The organism is Enterococcus sp. DIV2453a (assembly GCF_050533535.1).
Taxonomy (GTDB): Bacteria; Bacillota; Bacilli; order Lactobacillales; family Enterococcaceae; genus Enterococcus; species Enterococcus faecalis.
In genome coordinates, this window is sequence record NZ_CP172899.1 from 1599043 (window position 1) to 1618395 (window position 19353).

Annotated in this window: 12 protein-coding genes; 1 reads left to right on the top strand and 11 read right to left on the bottom strand. The window is 36.5% G+C overall.

All coding sequences use genetic code 11. The features are described 5' to 3' along the window. Window positions 1-268 precede the first annotated feature (268 nt). Window positions 269-1123 carry a LysR family transcriptional regulator gene (locus tag IGK03_RS07910; protein WP_075578544.1) on the bottom strand — a complete coding sequence of 285 codons (855 nt, stop codon included), beginning with the start codon at window positions 1121-1123 and terminating at the stop codon, window positions 269-271. 391 nt (window positions 1124-1514) lie between these two features. Here IGK03_RS07910 and IGK03_RS07915 point away from each other — a divergent pair, with 391 nt between their 5' ends. Then, window positions 1515-2345, top strand: coding sequence for an MBL fold metallo-hydrolase (locus IGK03_RS07915; RefSeq protein ID WP_070415799.1), 831 nt, complete (start codon window positions 1515-1517; stop codon window positions 2343-2345). Between the two features lie 147 nt (window positions 2346-2492). Here IGK03_RS07915 and sprE read toward each other — a convergent pair whose 3' ends face one another. The 10 genes from sprE to IGK03_RS07965 all read right to left on the bottom strand — a co-directional run bounded on the left by sprE (window position 2493) and on the right by IGK03_RS07965 (window position 19292). Next, entirely contained in the window at window positions 2493-3347 is an 855-nt protein-coding gene (gene sprE, locus IGK03_RS07920; protein WP_202334850.1) for a serine proteinase SprE, read from the bottom strand. Between the two features lie 48 nt (window positions 3348-3395). Continuing rightward, window positions 3396-4925, bottom strand: coding sequence for a M4 family metallopeptidase coccolysin (gene gelE, locus IGK03_RS07925; protein ID WP_010707475.1), 1530 nt, complete (start codon window positions 4923-4925; stop codon window positions 3396-3398). Between the two features lie 238 nt (window positions 4926-5163). After that, the gene (gene fsrC, locus IGK03_RS07930; protein ID WP_126268244.1) at window positions 5164-6507 is read right to left on the bottom strand and encodes a sensor histidine kinase FsrC; all 1344 of its coding nucleotides are present in this window, start codon (window positions 6505-6507) and stop codon (window positions 5164-5166) included. Continuing rightward, window positions 6504-7232 (bottom strand): accessory gene regulator AgrB, encoded by a 729-nt coding sequence (locus IGK03_RS07935; RefSeq protein ID WP_033625015.1) that lies wholly within the window; start codon window positions 7230-7232, stop codon window positions 6504-6506. Before IGK03_RS07935 ends, fsrC begins: the two co-directional genes overlap by 4 nt. An 88-nt stretch (window positions 7233-7320) precedes the next feature. Then, a complete protein-coding gene (gene fsrA / locus IGK03_RS07940) occupies window positions 7321-8052 on the bottom strand; it encodes a response regulator FsrA (RefSeq protein WP_078126945.1) in 732 nt (243 codons plus the stop codon). 419 nt (window positions 8053-8471) lie between these two features. Then, the gene (locus IGK03_RS07945; protein ID WP_202334851.1) at window positions 8472-10430 is read right to left on the bottom strand and encodes an amidase domain-containing protein; all 1959 of its coding nucleotides are present in this window, start codon (window positions 10428-10430) and stop codon (window positions 8472-8474) included. Window positions 10431-10511: 81 nt separating this feature from the next. Beyond that, window positions 10512-16139, bottom strand: coding sequence for a TIM-barrel domain-containing protein (locus IGK03_RS07950; protein WP_430602207.1), 5628 nt, complete (start codon window positions 16137-16139; stop codon window positions 10512-10514). Between the two features lie 504 nt (window positions 16140-16643). Continuing rightward, window positions 16644-17039 carry a hypothetical protein gene (locus tag IGK03_RS07955; protein ID WP_202334853.1) on the bottom strand — a complete coding sequence of 132 codons (396 nt, stop codon included), beginning with the start codon at window positions 17037-17039 and terminating at the stop codon, window positions 16644-16646. Window positions 17040-17086: 47 nt separating this feature from the next. Continuing rightward, window positions 17087-18103 (bottom strand): alcohol dehydrogenase AdhP, encoded by a 1017-nt coding sequence (gene adhP / locus IGK03_RS07960; protein ID WP_002357219.1) that lies wholly within the window; start codon window positions 18101-18103, stop codon window positions 17087-17089. Window positions 18104-18311: 208 nt separating this feature from the next. Further along, window positions 18312-19292, bottom strand: coding sequence for a DUF916 and DUF3324 domain-containing protein (locus IGK03_RS07965; RefSeq protein ID WP_430602209.1), 981 nt, complete (start codon window positions 19290-19292; stop codon window positions 18312-18314). Between the last annotated feature and the right edge of the window lie 61 nt (window positions 19293-19353).

Genomic DNA, 19353 nt, shown 5'->3' on the forward strand with positions numbered 1-19353 from the left:
TGCCATTTAGTTATTTTATACTTAAAAAAGTAAATCTTTAGATAGCCAAACTATACACCAGAACCCTTTTAAATTGAACCGTAATAGATACGATTTATCGATTCTTAAGTTATTAAATAATTGAACATTCCGTTCAGAAATATCGAACAGTCCCATAATTGAGCATCTCTTTTAAACAATGAACACCAAAAATAACCTTATCCGCAGTAGAAGTAAATCCAAGCGAATAAAGCTATTTTTGGTAACTATTCCAAAGTAATTTTAATGGCTAAGTCTCTAGCAACTTTTGTAAAGTTGCCTTGATTTGACCAGGTTGGACAAAAACCGAACTGGAAACATTTCGGTATAAATAAAATTTTTGTTTTCGTTCAATCGGTAAAAAGAAGAGTTTAGAATCAATTTCCTGCAGTTGTTCTTTCCGAAGAGAGATTGCCGCATAAACTCCTTTACTTTTTTCAATGAGACGAGTAAGCATCAACGTATCGTAGCAACAAACAAGCGGACTTGTTAATTGCAACATTTCTAGCACACTCTTGGTAGCTTCTAAATGATCTAAGTGATGAGGCAAAAATAGAAATGGATAGTTGGTCAAACAGCTGAAGCCTTCTTCCTCAATTTCTTGTTTAATTTCTCTTGAAACACAAAGATACATTTTTAGTTCAATTAATTGTTCTTTCTTTAAAACTGGACTATTCACATCTGCAGAAGTAATCACAAAATCCAACTCATGATTCTCCAATTTATTCAATAACTCAAACGATGAACCATGGTAACATTCCCAAAAACGATTCAGTTGATCCCCATTTTCTGTCACTTTATACATCAAGGACGTATTTCCAAAACCTAAACGCATCACTGGATTCTCAATCATTTCATGCAAATTAAGTTTCATTTTCTTGGCCTCGTTTAAAATGATATATACAGATTGGACGATTTTATCACCATAGGAATTTAACGTCAAAGAATTCCCGTTACGGTCAAAAAGTAAATGGCCCAATTCACTTTCCAAATCTTTTAATGACGCACTTAAGGTTGATTTACTAACATGGAGTTCAGAGGCTGCTTTGGAAATACTATTATATTTTGCAATGGTATAAAAATATTCTAATTTTTCAATAGTCATCTTTTGTCATCCCTTTTATTCAAATTCATTTGCCCACGTAACCTGTTCAAAACACGCCTCACTCTTTATCAATAGCGTAGTTATTTTTGCTCTAATAAGCTATGTCCATCTTGTTATTTTTCTATAACTAATAGCAGATGGATATGAAAGTGCCTTTGGTAAAACTTTTTTTCGGAAACAGTACGAGCATTCGCAGTAAATTCAGCTTATTAACAAAGGCGTCTAGCTTTTTCTATTTTACGCAAATTTACTTAAGAAATTCCATTTCAATTCTTTTCTAAAAAAGGTAAGATGGACACAACAAATGTTTCAGTTTCCATGCCCATTTACTTTAAGGTTCAGCGTTATCTACTAAGTATGAAGAATGTCAAAGAAAGGTTAGGTACTCCCAATGAAAATCAACTATTTAGGTACGGGTGCAGCAGAACGGATTCCAGGAATTTTTTGTAATTGTAAATTATGTAAGTACGCTCGAGAGAAAAAAGGACGAGAAATTCGTACACAAACTCAATTAATTATTGATGATGTCCTGCTGATTGATTTTCCAGGGGATTCTTATTTACACCTGTTGCAGTACGACTTGTGTTTTGCAGAATTTAACTCTTTACTAATCTCTCATTGGCATTCCGATCATTTTTACGGCGAGGATTTGGCTTATCGAATGTCTGGTTATGCATTAGATATTCCCAATCGTTTAACTGTTTACGGAAATGAAGCAGTTAAGACGTTTTATCAGCGCGCCTTTGATTTAGAAGGTCGCCAAGACGATACCCGATTACAGTATCAGGTTATTCAGCCCTACAAATGTTTTACTATTGCGAACTATACGATTTATCCCCTTCCTGCACAACATGGAAATTTCAGTGAAGATTGTTTTATTTTCGTTATAGACGATGGTAAAGATGCTTTTTTATCCACCCATGATACAGGTTACTTTACGTCAGAAATGTTTGAATATCTTGAAAAGAGCCACTTACTTCTTAGTATTGTTTCTTTAGATTGTACTAGTCAAACAAACGAAACTGGCAATAGTCATATGAATTGGGAAGAAAATTTAAAATTAATTGCAGAATTAAAAGAAAGAAAACTCGTCACAGATAAAACGATTTACGTTGCCAACCATTTTTCTCACAATGGCGGCTTGTCTTATGCGGAGATGGCGGCTTTATCTCAAAAGCATGAAATCATTACGAGTTATGATGGTTTAGAAATACTAACTTAATCGGATTATTTGCCTTCTTTTCAGCACTATTATATGCTTTTAACCGATAATTACAAGGTACTTTTATCGTAACTTACACTATCTTAAAAAACAAAAATACTCGAAATTTCCCGTGATTCTGGAAATTCCGAGTATTTTTATGGTTCTTTACGCTGCTGGCACAGCGGATAAACGTTTATTTTCTTCTTCATCCACTCGATTGACAATAAAGTTATAATTCACTTCATTTAGTCTTTGACCATGATTTCCTGTTTGCTTAATACCCCCATTGGAATGAACACCAACTACTTCAAACCGAGCATTATAGATTGGTGAACCAGATTGACCACCGGTTGTATCGATATCATAAAATAGTAATGGATTTTCTAAGTCTGTAAAGTTAGATGTGAACAAATCATTTTCATGAGACCATTGTGTGTGGTTTTTCTCACCTGGATAGCCTGATATTGTGACATGGGTATCTGAAGATTCAAACTTTTTCAAAACAAATGGCGTTAAAATTTCTCCCAACTCTGGGCCATCTGGACGATCGTTTTGTTTGCCGACAGTCACTACCGCAATATCCGCATTCGGGGAAAAAGCTACATCAATCACTTTGAATTTGCCAAATGGTGTCGCACTGCCATCTCGACCTGGATAAAACCAAGCATCATCTTTGGCATTCGGATTTAATACTTTGGCATTCTTAAAACTTTCAGCCACATGATTATTGGTGACAATTGTATTGGTTCCAACAACAAAGCCTGTTCCTAAAGAAATATAGCCTGGTTTACTGGCAGGGGAAATGATTCTTCCGATTGACGCAAAAGGCGCTTCGGTTGTATCTGCCACTTCTTGTCTTCTGTCTTCAGGGTCCAGTAACGATCTTTTTTGTCGTGAATGACTTTCGGCAGGAACGATATACTCTTCTGCATTTGCAGAGAGGCTAAAACCGGCTATCAAAGTTACTAAAATCAGAAACAAAAAACCAACACTAATTTTTCGTATGGAGAACTTTTTCATAAGATTATGCCACTCCTTATCCATTTTTATTTAATTGGGGAATTTTTTTCATTCATTGACCAGAACAGATTCACTTGGTTGGTTTACCTGAATATCCTCTTTAGCTCCGATTCCAGCAGAGTTAAAGGCTGCTGACACCACTGAAGCTGCTTCATCGCCATATTGAACTTTTGCAGCAGCAAGCATCGCATCACGAGCATCACTGAATTGTGCTTTAGGTGTTAAGTAATTTACTAACGAGCTGTAGAAAATAGTCTGTGCTTTTTCAATGCCTAAGTTCTGGATAATGGTGTAACCAATCCGATTAATAATTCCACTGTTATAATGAACACCGCCTTGATCATAATAAGGCGTTCCTTTATACCGTGCTCGATCGTCGTATTGAGCCATGGTTTCTGGTTGTCCGTGTTTACTTGGCGTTTGTAAATTTCGAATACCTGTTTTTCGGTCAACACTCTGAGTATCCGCACCAATTTCTGGATTAGATGCACCCGAAATAATATAACCCATCAAATCAGAATAAGATTCATTCAACGCACCTGATTGTCCTAAATATTCTAAACCGGCAGTATGTTCCGTCACACCATGTGTCATTTCATGACCAACTACATCTAAAGAGGAAGCATACGTTTTTCCTGTTGGTGTACTTGTTTCACCATAACGCATTGCTTTTCCATCCCAAAAAGCATTGTCATAAGCATCTGGATGTTGTTCATCAACAACTGACAAGATGGGCATCCCTCGATCATCAATACTGTGTCGTTGGAAATGATCTTCATAATATGTTTTTACAAATTTTCCATGCGTATAGGCGTCAACAGCATTCTGATTTAATGTCGCTAGTGATGGCGCTTGAATAATAGAATAATTATTTTTGCCATCAACTACTGCATGGTAAACCCCTGTGTTATCCGTTCCGTGTAAAGCAATTCCCGTATTGCTTTTTTCAACTGGTACATTAAACGCTACTTGAAAAGAGTTTTTTAACGTTACTTCGCTACCGACATGTTCCGTTAAATCTTGTTTTTCCATAATTGTTCCATCTGTAGCGTTCACTTTATAAACCAATGATACGGGGTCACCAGTTGGTGAAGAAGTTACTCTGACTTTATAAAATAATTGCCCTTCATTATTTACACGTTTGTCAATAGCTAAAAAGACAAGATCTTTAGTTTCCGGATTATCAGAAGCAATAATTTTTTTAACTCCTTCTTCACCGATTGCATCAACCGATTGAATTTTCACAACTTGATCAACTGGATTTCCTGTAACACTTGTTACTGCACCATTTTTATCTAAATGAATAATTACATTATCTGAATCAACAGTAACGCCTTCCGTTTGCTTTTCTAACTTAAGATGCTTCATCCCCCACGCATCTTCTTTTCGATCTACAACCGTATATTGTTCAGCAGCTGCCTCAGAAATTGCCTCCTTTTCCAACTTCGATAAAACTGTTGAAACTTCACTTTCTGAATAAACTTGTTCTTCTGCTGCTACAAAAAGTGAAGAAAATAGACATGAACTTCCAACAAAGATGCCTGTACCTAAAATGTATAAAATTTTATTTCCCTTCATTAAACGATTAACTCCTTCCCCAGTTTCCTTTTATTTCTTTTCCCAACAAAAGTATTGCTTTATCTTCCCTAATCTTTCCCGTTAAACGACCGCCCCTTTCCCTGCGTGAATATTTTGTTGCTATTTTCATTATAGATAACTACCTAACCGGCACTATCTAAATTCCTTAATTAGCCGACATTTTTCCCTGTATTGCCCCTCATAACTCAATACCATAGCAAAAAAGTTGTTAACAAATTCATTCGTTAACAACTTTTTTACTATTATGTTTTTTTTCAATAATTAAATGTTGAGTGACCGATCCTTCATTGAAGGACGTTTGTAAATCAAATTGATCTGAAAAATCAACAATTTCTTTTACATATAACAATCCCCAACCATGCTCTTCAGGGTTACTTTTAGAACTAAATTTGGTTTTCTTCATAACCCTAAAATCAAATTCGGCTTGAACACTATTTGTTATCACAAACTCTTGTGTTTCATTTTTATTGAAAATTGAGATAGCGAACATTTTCAATTCTGATTTTGCACTGTTTTCAATCGCGTTATCTAATAGAATAGCCAACAAACGAATCACAACCACTAAGTCGATTGATGTATCGAGAATAAATACTTCTGGCACATCAACAATCACTTTTAGTTTTGCTTGCTTTGCGGTATTAATTTTCATACTTATGAGTGCCTTAAGTTCCATATTTTTCAAACGATTTAACTTCATAAGTTCAAATTCTTCATTATCAATAATTTTTTTGGTTGGTGCAATCGTTTCTTCATAAATTCTTTTGATTTCCAGAATATCTTCGTATGAAATAGCAATTTGTAAACTATACAATAAATTTTTATAGTCATGACGAAACATCGCTAGCTCTTCGTTAATGGATTCTATTTTTTCAGTATAAATCGTTAAATTATTCAATAATTGAGTGTTGATACGTTGTTCTTCCAAATAAGCTTCAATGACTAAACCAATCAGAATTAAAAATAAACCTACACTTATTAATAACTCCAATTTAGAACTATTTACCGTGACAAATCCTCGCATAAAGTCAGGTGAAATCTCTGGCGAAATCAAAAACACAAAAAGTAACAACAGAATCAACAATAAAAGTAAACAACCAAAAAAAATTCGGCTATTTTCTAACACACGATTTAATCTTAAAAAAACACTATTGGGAATTTTTAAAGCAATCCAGATATTTATAAGCAACAGAAGAACATTTGAGGCAATCCATAATAATTTATTTTGATAAATCTGTTGAAAAAAAACACTTAAAATCGTTTGCTCCGTGTAATTGATAAACGAAACCATAAGCAATGTAAAAACGGATAAAAATATCGCTTTAAAAATTGAGAACCTCTTTTTGTGAATGAGTAAAAATCCTGTAAAAACAACGACTGTCAGCGCATAAATCAACCAAGAGTAGCCCAACATTAATGCCGCAAACGAACAAAGATTAATGACAATAAGCAATGAAAGTAACGGTATTTTACATTCAATCTTGATCAATGTTACTCGTAAAAAGACAAAAACGATAAAGCTAGATGCCAGCAAAACGTTAGTAGCTAATAACGACAAAATCATTTTTCAATATTCTTTTTAGGTTTTTCAGTTTGTCCCATCCATTGTCCAAATATATTGGGCGAATTTTGATTTAATCTAGGCTTAGTTCCCACACCATCACTGACTTTTGCAACTCTTTTTTCAATAACATTTTTAATTATTTTTTTACCAAATTTCATAAAAACACTTCCTTCAATTAAATTTTTTGTTACAGGGAGTATCATCAGACCTTGGATGACGAGACCGTAGAGTATTACTGAAGCAATCTTTTCTTTGACAAACAGACTACATAAAATAAGTAAACACACCCTTATAAGGCTTTGCTTTTTGAGCACGTTTAAATCAGATGGCTGAACAGGTTCAATCGCTGTTCCTTGTGGCGCATACCAATAAAATAATACGACTAAGAGGCACATCAATAGAATTTTATAAATAAACGGTAAGCTCACAGAAGAATTTTTCAATACAAATGGTATGGCGACATAGATAACCATGCTTTCTAGACGACAGAGCCATTTGGTTTTTGCATGCCAGCCACCTGCGACAGGCCGTAAAAAAATCAGTACGACGTATACAATAAAGGTTTCGCTTAACGTCCCAAATAAAACTGATAAAATCAGAATCATCAGAAAATTAAATAAGCCAGAAAAATAAACGGTTAGATAATACTTTGTCCATTGTGTTTTTCCTGATTGATCTTCCTGATCCATATCCATAATATTTTTTAGAATCCAATCGATTAGCATATCGCCCTCCTCTTCAAGTATTGCACTAAATTATAACGAATATAGCGACTAATAGATAGATAATTCCTTAATTAGTCATTATCCCTCCCTAAGTAAGAAATAGTGCCTTGACCTGAGTATAATATCTTCTTGAGACTGGTACTTCCGTTCCGTCTCTCATGGTTAAAAGATGCGTTTTATAATTTAATTTTGACGCATATTTTTTATTGATGATGATTGATTGATGGACTCTAATCAAATCTGGATGCAGTTGTTCAATTTTTGATAACGTTCCATAAAATTCTCTTTTAAAATTTTTACCAACCATTGATACACGATGATCGTATTCCGTTTGAAAGAAATAAATATCATTAATATCCATTTTTATAGAAGACGCTTTTAAGTTAATGATAATATATTCACTTTTTGTCTTTATATTTTCTTTTTGTTGAATATATGCATCGACACATGTTTCAACTTCTTTTTGGAAATCTAGAAAATCCACGTTCTTTTGAATAAATTGAAGAGCTGAAACCATATATTTGTAGGAAGTTAAAACTAATTCTGTGTGAGTAGAAATAAATACAATCAGACTTTCACTGTCTGTTTTTCTGATTTCTTTAGCAACCTCAAATCCTGCCTGGATATGATTGTTCATTTGAATATCTAGGAAAAAGATATTTAGTTGGGCGTCCTGGTGTGCCACTTGTAATAATTCATCTGAACGTGAAAATAAATGGATTGTTTCATTATAAATATTTCTTGAATGTAGGATATTTGTTAACAATGCTTCTAACGCTTTTGCTTGAATAATTTGGTCTTCTAATATATAAATAGCCATTTGTTCACTCATCCCTTTCTCAAGAAGATATAAAATTACACAACAAAAGACAAATGATTATAATGTTCAATCAATTTATACACCAATAAAAGAGATAAAAAAATTGATTGTCTGTTAGTATATTCACATAAATTTAGTATAGCGATTTCAGTAGTTTCCTGCAAACAAAAACATAAAATAACAAAGTATCAAGAAAGAGTACTTTGGACTATTCATCTTTTGCTAACGAATCATGAGGACTATTGTCTCTTCGTTGATGAAAAACAAAGAATCAACCGCCAAACTGTTCTTGTCATTTTATACATGACAAAATCAATTCATTGGTCGATTCTGGTTATTTTAATTTGTTAGTTCACACATGGATCATTGTGCTAATTTTTTACTTAAACATCCACAGTTCTTCCTGTTGAATGAGTCGATTAAGCGCCAATGTAGGTCACGCCACTACTATAAGCAATTACATTAGGTAAGACACGATACGAAATCGTTTGATCATTGATGACATTGCTTTCAGAAATAATGATTCCATCAGAAGTGACCGCTTCAACAAAAGCAACATGTCCATATTGATTATCTGCGCCAGCAACTCCTGGTTGGAAACTAATCGCACGACCAGCTTTAGGCAATGAACTAACTTGATAGCCTAATGCACGTCCTTTTCTTCCCCAGTCACTGCCATTTCCCATAAATTCATCCACAGAAGTGCCCAACTGTTTGAAACGATTATAGACATACCACGTACATTGGCCCACGGGATAGCTACCACTTCGATTATAATTGATCCCATCATAGACTGGAAAATGCATTTGTTGCTGTTCCGCTTCCGACAGCTCATTTTTAGATTGGATAATCAAACCGTCCACTGTTTTTGGTAAATCAAATTGCGTTAAGTTATAAACCGCAATTAACGAATTTAATTTATTATCGTATTGCTTGTCTGTTGCATATTTACCTGTTAAAAAACGCGTTGCTTGAAGGTAGTTTTTGGCTTCCGAACGCCACGCTGGTTTATAAAAATCTTGATTTCCGTCAATCCCTTGTCGGAGTAATTGAACATAATCTTGCAGTGAGTCATTATAGCCACCGTAATCGCGAAACCCAGCGGAAATTGTATAAAGTTGGCCCCTCTGATCAGCCTCTTTTGTTGAAAAGCTAACACTATTTCCTTGGAACGAACCTTTCACGCCAAAGAGATTATAATAAGGTTCTTTGGCTAGTTGACTTTCGCCAGAGCCACTTTCTAAAATAGCCTGAGCTATCATCACTGATGCAAAAACATCGTATTTTTCGCCAAGTTCTCTGGCTGTCTCACCAATTTTTTTAATAAACGCTGTGGTTTGTTCTGACTTCTGCATTTCAAATGACGCACCATATGTTGCTAAAACTTCTTTACCATACTCCGTTAATGTGAACTCCTTAAAAGGATTAGTCACTACCAAGCGTTTTTCCTCTTTTGAGTCTGGTTGTTGTTTGGCAGTATAGATATTCTCTAACTGAGCGATTACTTCTGGTTTCTCTTTAGAATCCGCTTCCGCTGCGGCAATTAAATATTTTCCTTGGCCAAGATAAACACCATTTTGAAGCGTTTTTCCTTCAGCTGTTTGCCAAAAAATCAGATCACCAGGTTCTGCCTCCTCTATAGAACGAACTTTACCAAATGTCATTTGTTCTTGCGGCGTACTGCCAATGTCTATTTTAAATAATTGTTGGTAAATTTTTTGGGCAAGGAAACTACTGGTCAATACTTGCTCCGTCAAATTAAATTCTTTTTTTGTTTTCCCAACGTGTCTTAATGCTTCAGCCACCACAACTGCCCGTTTCTTTTCGCCAAAAGACGACAACAGTGGAAGTTCGTAGCCTTTTAAATTTGAAGAAGCTATTTCATCTACTTTGAGGGACGGATTTAACGATACAGCCTGATTTTCTTCAACAACGTTATTGGTGGCTTCAGGAACTTGAATAGGTTCTTCAGGTTCTTGCTTGGTCACAGGAACTTGTGGTGGTTGCGATTGTTCAACAGGCTGCGTGATTTCTGATGATACCGTTGGCTCTGTAGGTTCTTTTTTTGTTTCAGAACTAGTATTTGTGGTTGTCGTTTCTGTCGTTGACTGACTCGTTGATTCGGTAGTCGTATCGGTAAAACTACTTGATTCAGATGACGAACTACTAGTGGTCGTTGTCGATGTAGCAACAGTTGTTTCGGTTGTTTCAATTACTTTTTCTTCCGAAGTAATTGTCGTTGCTGAGGACAGAGCTGTTTGTAGCGAGCTACTTGGTAATTCTGCAGCCAACGTAACAACTGGAGCGACTTCCAAACTCAGAAGAACGAGAATACTTGTTAAAACAAGTAGTTGATTCTTGATTTTCTTTCTTTTCATTCGTAAAAATCCTCTCCTATTACTTACTTGCGCATTTGCACACTGTTTTTGTACAAATGCGCCTTGTAAGTTAATGATACGCTAATTTTGGTCTTTTTTATTTTTGAAGAATAATTTTCCTAAACCAATACTTACTATCAATAGAAAACCACTGATTGACCAGATTGGCGAAACAACTTCATTTGCTTTTGGCAAAGTACCAGAAGTGGTGGTTTTTGTTGTCGTTCCACCTGCTGCTGTGCCCTTTCCTGGACTGGTTACACCACCAGTCCCGCTAACCGTGCCATGATTTCCATTGTTGCCTGTAGAGTTGCTACTGATTGGCTCTTCTGCCATTGCTTCAATGGCTTGTGCTAAAATACTTAAACATTTGTCCACAGCTTCTTGCGTCGCATTTGGGTCCTCAACAAGTGCTTTTGCTTGTTTAATTGCTTCAGCTAAAGCTTCTTGCGATGCTTTTGTAAATTGTTTTGCTGCTTTAGGTTTCAAGGTTTCTGCTTTTTGAAGCAGTTCTCTCAACTTTGTTTTATCCGCTTGAAGGACTTGTTCCTCTAAACTATCCAAAGCAGTTTTTACATTTTTTTCAGCAGTATCAATTTGTTCTTGCCGAGCATTTTTATCAGCTAAAATCCCTTCCGCTTGGTCAATTGCTTCAGTTAAGCGCGCTTTAGACTCGCTGGTAAATTCTTTTCCGGCAGATGGTTTGATTGCTTTTGCTTTGGCTATCATTGCCTCTAAGGCTTTTTTATCTGTAACTAACGCTTCTTCTTGTAACCCATCAATGGCACTAGTTAATTCAGCAACCGCTTCCTCAATCATTTTTTGATTAGCTGCTGGGTTTTCCAATGTGTTTTTAGCTGCTAAAAGCGCTTTTTGTAAATCTTGTAACGAGGAGGCAGTAAATTGGTGCCCTTCACTTGGAGTGACTTGCTGCGCTCGTTTGACAACTTCTTGTAATTGGTCTTTATTTACAAGGGGTACTTCTTTTAATTGAGCCATTGCAGTTTCCAATGCGTTTAGAGCCGCTGAGACTTCTTCTTTTGTCGCCGTTTCTTTCGCTACGATTGCTTCAGCCGCTTGAATTGCTTCTTGCAATTGTTTTTCTGTTTCTTTTGTAAATTGGTATCCTTCTTCCGGCTTTCTTCCTCGGGCTTGAGCGATTTTCTCTTTTAAGGTTTCCTTATCAACGGCGACGGGTTGTTCTTTTAATTGTGCAATTGCTTCACGCAATGTTTTAGTCGCTTGGTCTATTTCTTCTTGGGTAACTTTTTCTTGAGCAAATACTTTTTGAGCTGCTGCTAATGACTCTTCGAGAACTTTTTTAGTTTCTTCGGTGAATTCTTGCCCATCACTTGGTTTCTTTGTTAGCCCCTCTTGAATTGCTTTTTCTAAATCAGCTTTATTCGCTACATCAGGCATTTTTTCCAACTGTTCTACAGCCTTTTCTAGATTTTCCACAGCAGCAGAAACGTCTGTCTGTGTGGCTTGCTCATTGGCTAGAACAGCTACTGCCTCATCTAAGATTGGTTTAAAGATTGCCCAAGTTTCAGGTGTATATTCTTTTTCGACACGTGCTTGATTTAGCGTAATTAGCGCTTGTAATAACTCTTTATCTACTAGCTCTGTGGGCTTCACTGTTACAGAAAAATCTGAAAGTGTGGCTTGTTGGAATCCTTGGCCCACTAATAAGCCTTGACTCATATCAAATTGTAATGACTGCTCAACAGTTGTCGCACGTTTTACGCGAGTTGTTTCTTTTACTTTAACTTTAAAGGTAACTAAGTCCATTGAACCGTTTAACAATTGTTTATTTCCTTGATTACTAAGAACTAAATATAGATTCTCCACATCATTTGAATGTTTCCGATATTTAGAATAATTTTCCATGTGTTGTGTATTATTCGTGGTTGCAGGCTGACCGACAAGTTCAAATTTGCTAGAATCAAAGGACATTTTTATGCTTAACGCATTAATGTTTTTTAAGTCTTGACCTTTAAGTGTAAAGGTTAATGTATCGCCAGGAAGATAAGTATCCTTGCCATTTTCATTAACCACAGCAAGGGATAAACCGCCCGCAATTTCTTCGACATCAGGTATCTCAATCCCACCATCTAATTGTCGTAAAACATAACTGATATCATAAGCATCAATTACCCCATTTTTATTTAAATCGCCTTTTTCAACATAGCCATTAAAGTCACTGTCCGCCGATTCTAAGCCTGTATAGTTTCGATAACTCATTGCATCATTTTCATCAATCGTTCCATCGTTAGTAATGTCTCCATGTAAGATTCCTTCTGTTCCTGGTTGTTTGTAAAAGAGCATCTCACGACCAGAGCCAAAATTACCCACCGATTTTAATACCTTCATTTCAACAAAACGATACGCTTGGTCCTTCGTTTCAATGGTTTTTGTCAAAGCATCTTGCTTCCAGTTAATAGGTTCTGAAAACTCTGTCCAATTAGCTCCATCTTTCGACGTCCGATACTGGAGTTGCAAAATATTTCCGTTGCCGGCATTGTCTCTTGGCAAGTATTCAATTTTATCCATTTGATACTCCGCACCAAGATCAAATTTTAAAGTCAAGAAATTCCCATCACTTGGATTAGCGATGCCAGTTGACCAGTTCGTATGCCAGCCTGTACTTAAATCTTTATCTGTTAATTTCTTCAATTCTGCACCCGGTTGTTCTGGTAAATTACTTGTTGCTTTGACTTGATTAATTGTTTCTTTATAGGGATCATCTTGTGTTTTCCCTTTAATCGGTTCACTCCATTCAGAGACCCCGTTTTTTCCAACAGCTCGAACTCGAAAAGTATGTTCGCTTAGGAAGGAAAATCCATCAAATGTTGCTGTATTCGTTTGAATATTTCCGAAAACAGTCCCGTCACGCTCTACTTCATAGCTTGTTGCCTCAGTTACTTGATCCCATTGAAGAGTCAAAGAAGATGGCGTTGTTTTTTCTTCATTGATTGCGACATTTGCCGGAATAGTTAACTGGTCATCGACCGTTGTATTTCCTCCGTCAACCGTTCCTTTATTAATGAAACCTTTGACAGTTATTTGAACATCTTTGGCGGTCACAGATTGTTTCGCTAGTTTTACTGATAACGCTGATTGGTTCAGTTTTTCTCCTGAAGCTTCAGAAAGATACTGATTCACTTGGAATTCTTTATCAAAATAATATAGATTTGTGCCAGCTAAAAATTCTTCTTTATTAGCTGCTTGTTTCAAGGTTACTTCTGTTCCCCCCACCATTGCTGTTACGCTTTCGGGCGCTTCTGAAGCTAGCAAATCAAGCGTGGTGCTTCGTTCATCAACAAAGCCTTTGTAACTTCCTTTTGTCGGTTCGATAGTAACGGTCAGATCCCCTTTTTCGTTTGATTTAGGGCCTTGACTATTTATTTTAGTCGTAGCTGATTGCCCAGCTTCATAACTAGTTGAAATTCCGTCATCTTCATACATATTAAAAGAAGTGGCGCCATTTGGATAAATCAAGAAAGATCGTTGATCCCGTTGGATTTCCTTTGGATTGTTGTTTGGATTCGTCATTGGGATAATACTGCCATCTTTGACGAAAACAGGCACCTTCCACAGCGGTGTTTTTACTCCATTTAAGACACGGCCACCTTGATATTTTTCGCCTGTAAATAAGTCAACCCAGACTTGTTTTTCATCTGGTAAATAGATTCCATCACGGATTGAATTTCCTGCCTCATCTTGATTGCCATTATAAATTGGGGCAACGAGTAAATTGGGTCCCCACATATATTGGTATTGAGAATCTTTTGTATATGCTGTTCCTTCATTAGGAAATTCTAAAGCCATGGCCCGTACCATTGGTAGTCCATCAACTGATTCCTTGGCAATACTGTAGTTATAAGGCATCATCATTGATTTTAATTTTAGATACGCTCGGTTCAAATCTGTGGCTTCTTGATCAAAAGCAAATGGCGTTTTTGGATTGGAGCCCCAGCCGTCCATATTTAGCTGCACTGGTGTAAAAGTTTTCCATTGGAAATCACGTATGTTGACCTCTTTATTTTTTCCACCAAAAATTCCATCCATATCTGAACCGACATTTGGTTGTCCAGACAACGAAGTCCCGATATATGTTGGGATATGGAAGCGAATATATTCCCATTGACCACCCGTTTGATCGCCTGTCCAAATACCAGCGTGCCGTTGGGTTCCGGCCCAACCATCTAATGAAACAATCATCGGACGAACTGCGCCGTCTGTTTCTTTTACAAAAACATTCGCGGCATCTTCTACACCATTTAAGCCAAAGGAATACCCATACCCGACCCACGCCACGTCAGTTTTGAGGGCTTTAACACCAGCGACACTAACTTCTTTCGCAATATCCCGTTCTCCTTTTTTAGGTTTTTTAGGATCCGCTGGATGGAGATTAGATTGAGTCCATAGCCCCACTTCAACACCATTTGCTTGAGCATAATCAGTAAATTCTTTTAAGTTTTGTACATCGCCATCCAATGAATCTGTTTGACCATAGCCAGCACCGTAGCCGTCATTTGGCAAGAACCACCCTAATGGCATATCGTTTTTCTTATACCGATCAATAACTGCGCGTGCAGAAAATTGATAATTCTCTTTTTCTCCATTTAAAGATTCTAGCGTGCCATTTAAGTTTCCTAGATCGCCTGGTTGGTATTCTTTGTAAAAATTACCATCTTCAAACTTAACTGCTCCCGCGGTTCCTTCTGCTACTTTCACCCAATAGTCCCGATTATACGCGTTTAAATGCGCTTCATAGAACCCGTATTCTGGCATCAAAGCTGGTTTCCCGGTTAATTCATAGTAATCTTTTAAAATACCTGCTGAGGAATCATTAAAGAAATAAAAAGCATCAAAATCTGTTCCTTCGTGCGTTGTTGTGGTTGTCTGTGGATCATGACTGCCAAAATCATAGTTGCCAGGTTTCCATGTATTTCGAACAACGCCATACCCTGCAGTTGACCAATAAAATGGGTTAGGCGATGCTACTCCGCCATCTACCCAATTGTTCGTATTGACAATCTGGATAGCTGTTCCTTTATGCGTAAATCGACCATTTTGAGTTCCTCCGCCAAAATAATTTTCTTGACTACTTTGTTTTAACGTTTGTGTAGCTTTATCATTTTTAAAGGATAGCGGAGCGGTTTCTTCTAAAATGACTTGATTCTTTTTCTTGTCTAGAACCTTCATTAAAGCGCTTTCTTTTTCGAATATAATTTTTAAACCATTATTTTCTAGAATAAATTGGTTTCCTGAATCTGTGACGTTCGTTTGCTCAAAGGCTTGTGTACCATAGTCGGCCATTGTTTTAGCCGTAATTTTCGCAACATGCTTTGGATCATTTGGCGTTGGATATTCTTCAAATTTACCAGTTGGATCTAGATGATAGCGAAAAAGATGGTCGTTTAAAATACTAATTTGTGCTTTTTTTCCAGAAGCATACGTAATGACAAAGTTTTTCTCCGCTTTTTCAATCGACACAATTGCTCCGACTGACGTTGCTGAATCAGCTACGTCTTCTTTTGCTGTTTGCTCTTGCGCATCAACCACTTGAGAATCCATCGTAACAAACGAATGGAACGCCAATACAGACGAACTCACTAATAAAAATGTCAACCAGTGCTTTTTACCGTAAATTTTTTTACCCTGATACTCTTTGTTCATTTTTTCCTCCTTAAAATTGCTCCCCATAAAATAGTTCCGACACAATTACTCACAAAATCCAAAACCCAACAAAGTTTTATCCAGATGAAAAGTCATAACGATTTTCTTAGTTTACTGAGACTGTTAGAAAGTCAGTTTCAGTACCCCCTCCATAAACACATCCTTTCAATAAATTATTAAATGAAAACAATCTATTTTCATCTTATATAAAAATTTTAGTACAGAATCACAATTTCCCAATAAATGCGTTTTCATTTGTTGACTACCAATTTTTCACTTTTTTAATAACATAATTATCGTATGATGGTTTTTTTGTGTTTGTCAACGGTTAATTATAGCAGCCACCATTAACAAGTATTAACCCTTGATAAACCTGTTAATTCACTTATAATAATGATTTTATTGCGAAAATATCCACATCAGAAAAAGAAAGACTTTTTTCAAAAATCTAATACCTGTTGCTCAAATTTAGTCTATTTAAAAATAATCAACACCCTCCTGCTCAGCAAGAGGGTGTTAATTACTCGTTTTTTAGTGATTGATTTGACTTGCTGGTGTGAAAAGCAAACTAATGATTATGCCAACTATCAGTACCGCTAGCAATATAAAAATTAACTTTCCAAACCGGTGATAGGGATTGATCGAAAGCCCAATCCCATAAACTTTCGGAACCCACAAAGGAGGCGTTGGATTATCTTTTTGATCTTTATAGGCTATCTTTAAAATCTGCCACGCAAAATACAACAATGGTAAAACCATAATTACCCCAACTATACCTAGCCATTTTGCTAATAAGTCACTAGTATGCAAAAGACTGATTGTCAGAATTAGTACAAACAAAAGAATAAAGCTAATTGTGGCTCCCACTTGTGCTTGCTTAAGCAGTCGTCTCTCACGGAGAGTAAGATTCGCAAACATTCCATCCATCCTTTCATGGTTTTCAGATTAAATCAACGAATCACTAAAAAACTAAATTAACTGCGAAAATCAATGACCATGCGCCCGCGAATTTTTCCTTGTTCCATTTCTTCAAAAATAGCATTAATTTCTTCTGGTTGACGTGTTTGACAAACAGGAACAACTTTTCCTTCTGCACCGAATTGGAAAGCTTCTCTTAAATCTTGACGGGTTCCAACTAACGATCCGACTACGTGAATGCCATCAAGAACAAGACGTGGAATAGATAAATCCATTGTCTCAACAGGCAATCCAACAGCGACAACCGTTCCTCCCGCACGGACTGCATCGACTGCGCCATTAAATGCTGATTTAGCTACCGCAGTGACTACTGCTGCATGGACACCACCAATTTCTTTTTGAAGTTGTGCAGCAAAATCAGGATCTTTAACTGGATTAATTAAAAGATCAGCACCCATTTCTTTCGCAAAAGCTAACTGATTATCATTCACATCAACAGCTACTACTTTTGCATTAAAGACATGCTTGGCATATTGTAAAGCTAGATTACCTAGCCCACCTAATCCTGAAATCATTAGCCATTGACCTGGACGAATCCCAGATTCTTTTATCGCTTTGTAGGTTGTTACCCCTGCACAAGTAATAGAGGAAGCTGGCTCTGATGCTAAATTTTCTGGCACTTTCACTGCATAACCGTCTGTGACGATGCATTCTTCGGCCATGGCACCATCAACTGTATATCCAGCATTTTTTACTGAACGACAAAGCGTTTCTCGACCAGAAGTACAATATTCACAATGCCCGCAACCTTCATAAAACCATGCAACAGATGCACGATCACCAATCTTTAAACTAGTAACGTCTTTTCCAACCTCCGTCACAATCCCAATTCCTTCGTGACCTAAGGTACAACCGCTAACATCGCCAAAATCTGCATTCTTAACGTGTAAATCCGTATGACAGACACCACAGACTTCCATTTTCAACCGCGCTTCATTATCTTTCAATGGACGCGATTCTTTTTCAACAATTTTTGTTGTTTTTCCTTTTGCTGCGACAATTGCTTTATACATGGTTCTTTCCTCCTTGTTTCTATTGTGAATCATTGAACAATAATAGTATAATACTACTTTCCAAAATAAGGAACACCAATGACTTGCGTAAATTAACGCTAATTTGACAATTTATCCTTGCTAGACAGCTATTCTTCCCTTATGTCATAGATAATTCATACTGGCATGATTTTTTCTGCATAATTGTCAACTATTTTAAAGGCAGGTTTTACAACCTCATTTTCCCCTTCTTTTTTCCTAAGATATAGCAGACGGTACCTAAAATAACTAGAATTAAAAAGGCCATGAGGTACTTAAGCCAGTGAAGGTTTTTGGCTTTATGATCAACAGAACGCTTATTATACTGATCAGCTTGCTTCTTGTTTATCGTGAAATCCTTTGAGAACGTCCAGTTCCCCTCATGATTTTTCAACTTAATGGTATAGGTATAGTCTCCAGGTTTAAACGAATCTTTCAGTAAAATAGGTAGGTCAAACCTTGTGTTTGGTGCAAAACTCAGATTATTTTTCTTTTCGTGAATGATCGTTTTGTTTGTTCCTTTTTCTTTAACAAAAAAATCTCCTTCGACTTTTGACAATAACTTCCGCTGTGGATTTTTAATTTCCATCGAAACAGTATTGTGGCGGTTAATTTGCCCAATTTTAACAGAACCACTTTCCAATTTTGCAGGTCTGGTCTCTGCTGTTTCATTCACCCGAATAGCAATCGTATGCATATAAACATTTTGAATCCCACCCTTGCTTTGGTCCCCAGCTATCTCTACAGGTCGAATCGTCACTCCACCTAATAAAATTCCTGAGAATAACTTTTCTGGCATCGTTATTTGAAAATCAATCGTTTGTGATTGTTTACCAGGAACACTAATATCCTTCCAATTAGGACTAATCAAATCACTAAGTACCAAACTCATCGATGAATCTTTTTCAAAGCTACTTTTTGTATAGTCAACTATCCCATTACTATTTGTTGTTGCTGTATTTACCTGAACTTTAAATTTTTGAGGGTTCGGCGTAGTATTGGTTATCGTTAATTTGAATGTATCTTTTTGTTTCGGAGTTAATGTCATATCAAAAAAATTACTGGTTTTGTTATTTTGAGTTGCTCCGAAAACGGGTGTGACTGTATACGCATTCGCATTGTCAATTGTTGCTGAACTATTGGTATTAGACGGCTCTGCCCAGGCACGCATCGCTCCACCTAAACAGAGAATAGTCAATATAAAAAGTATCTTTAAAATTCTTTTCAATTTA

Coding starts and splice junctions, on each gene's coding strand:
- adhP (WP_002357219.1), bottom strand. CDS start 18,103: ATGTATAAAGCAATTGTCGCAGCAAAAGGAAAAACAACAAAAATTGTT.
- IGK03_RS07910 (WP_075578544.1), bottom strand. CDS start 1,123: ATGACTATTGAAAAATTAGAATATTTTTATACCATTGCAAAATATAAT.
- IGK03_RS07935 (WP_033625015.1), bottom strand. CDS start 7,232: ATGCTAATCGATTGGATTCTAAAAAATATTATGGATATGGATCAGGAA.
- gelE (WP_010707475.1), bottom strand. CDS start 4,925: ATGAAGGGAAATAAAATTTTATACATTTTAGGTACAGGCATCTTTGTT.
- IGK03_RS07950 (WP_430602207.1), bottom strand. CDS start 16,139: ATGGGGAGCAATTTTAAGGAGGAAAAAATGAACAAAGAGTATCAGGGT.
- fsrC (WP_126268244.1), bottom strand. CDS start 6,507: ATGATTTTGTCGTTATTAGCTACTAACGTTTTGCTGGCATCTAGCTTT.
- fsrA (WP_078126945.1), bottom strand. CDS start 8,052: ATGGCTATTTATATATTAGAAGACCAAATTATTCAAGCAAAAGCGTTA.
- IGK03_RS07915 (WP_070415799.1), top strand. CDS start 1,515: ATGAAAATCAACTATTTAGGTACGGGTGCAGCAGAACGGATTCCAGGA.
- IGK03_RS07965 (WP_430602209.1), bottom strand. CDS start 19,292: ATGCGTGCCTGGGCAGAGCCGTCTAATACCAATAGTTCAGCAACAATT.
- IGK03_RS07955 (WP_202334853.1), bottom strand. CDS start 17,039: ATGGATGGAATGTTTGCGAATCTTACTCTCCGTGAGAGACGACTGCTT.
- IGK03_RS07945 (WP_202334851.1), bottom strand. CDS start 10,430: ATGAAAAGAAAGAAAATCAAGAATCAACTACTTGTTTTAACAAGTATT.
- sprE (WP_202334850.1), bottom strand. CDS start 3,347: ATGAAAAAGTTCTCCATACGAAAAATTAGTGTTGGTTTTTTGTTTCTG.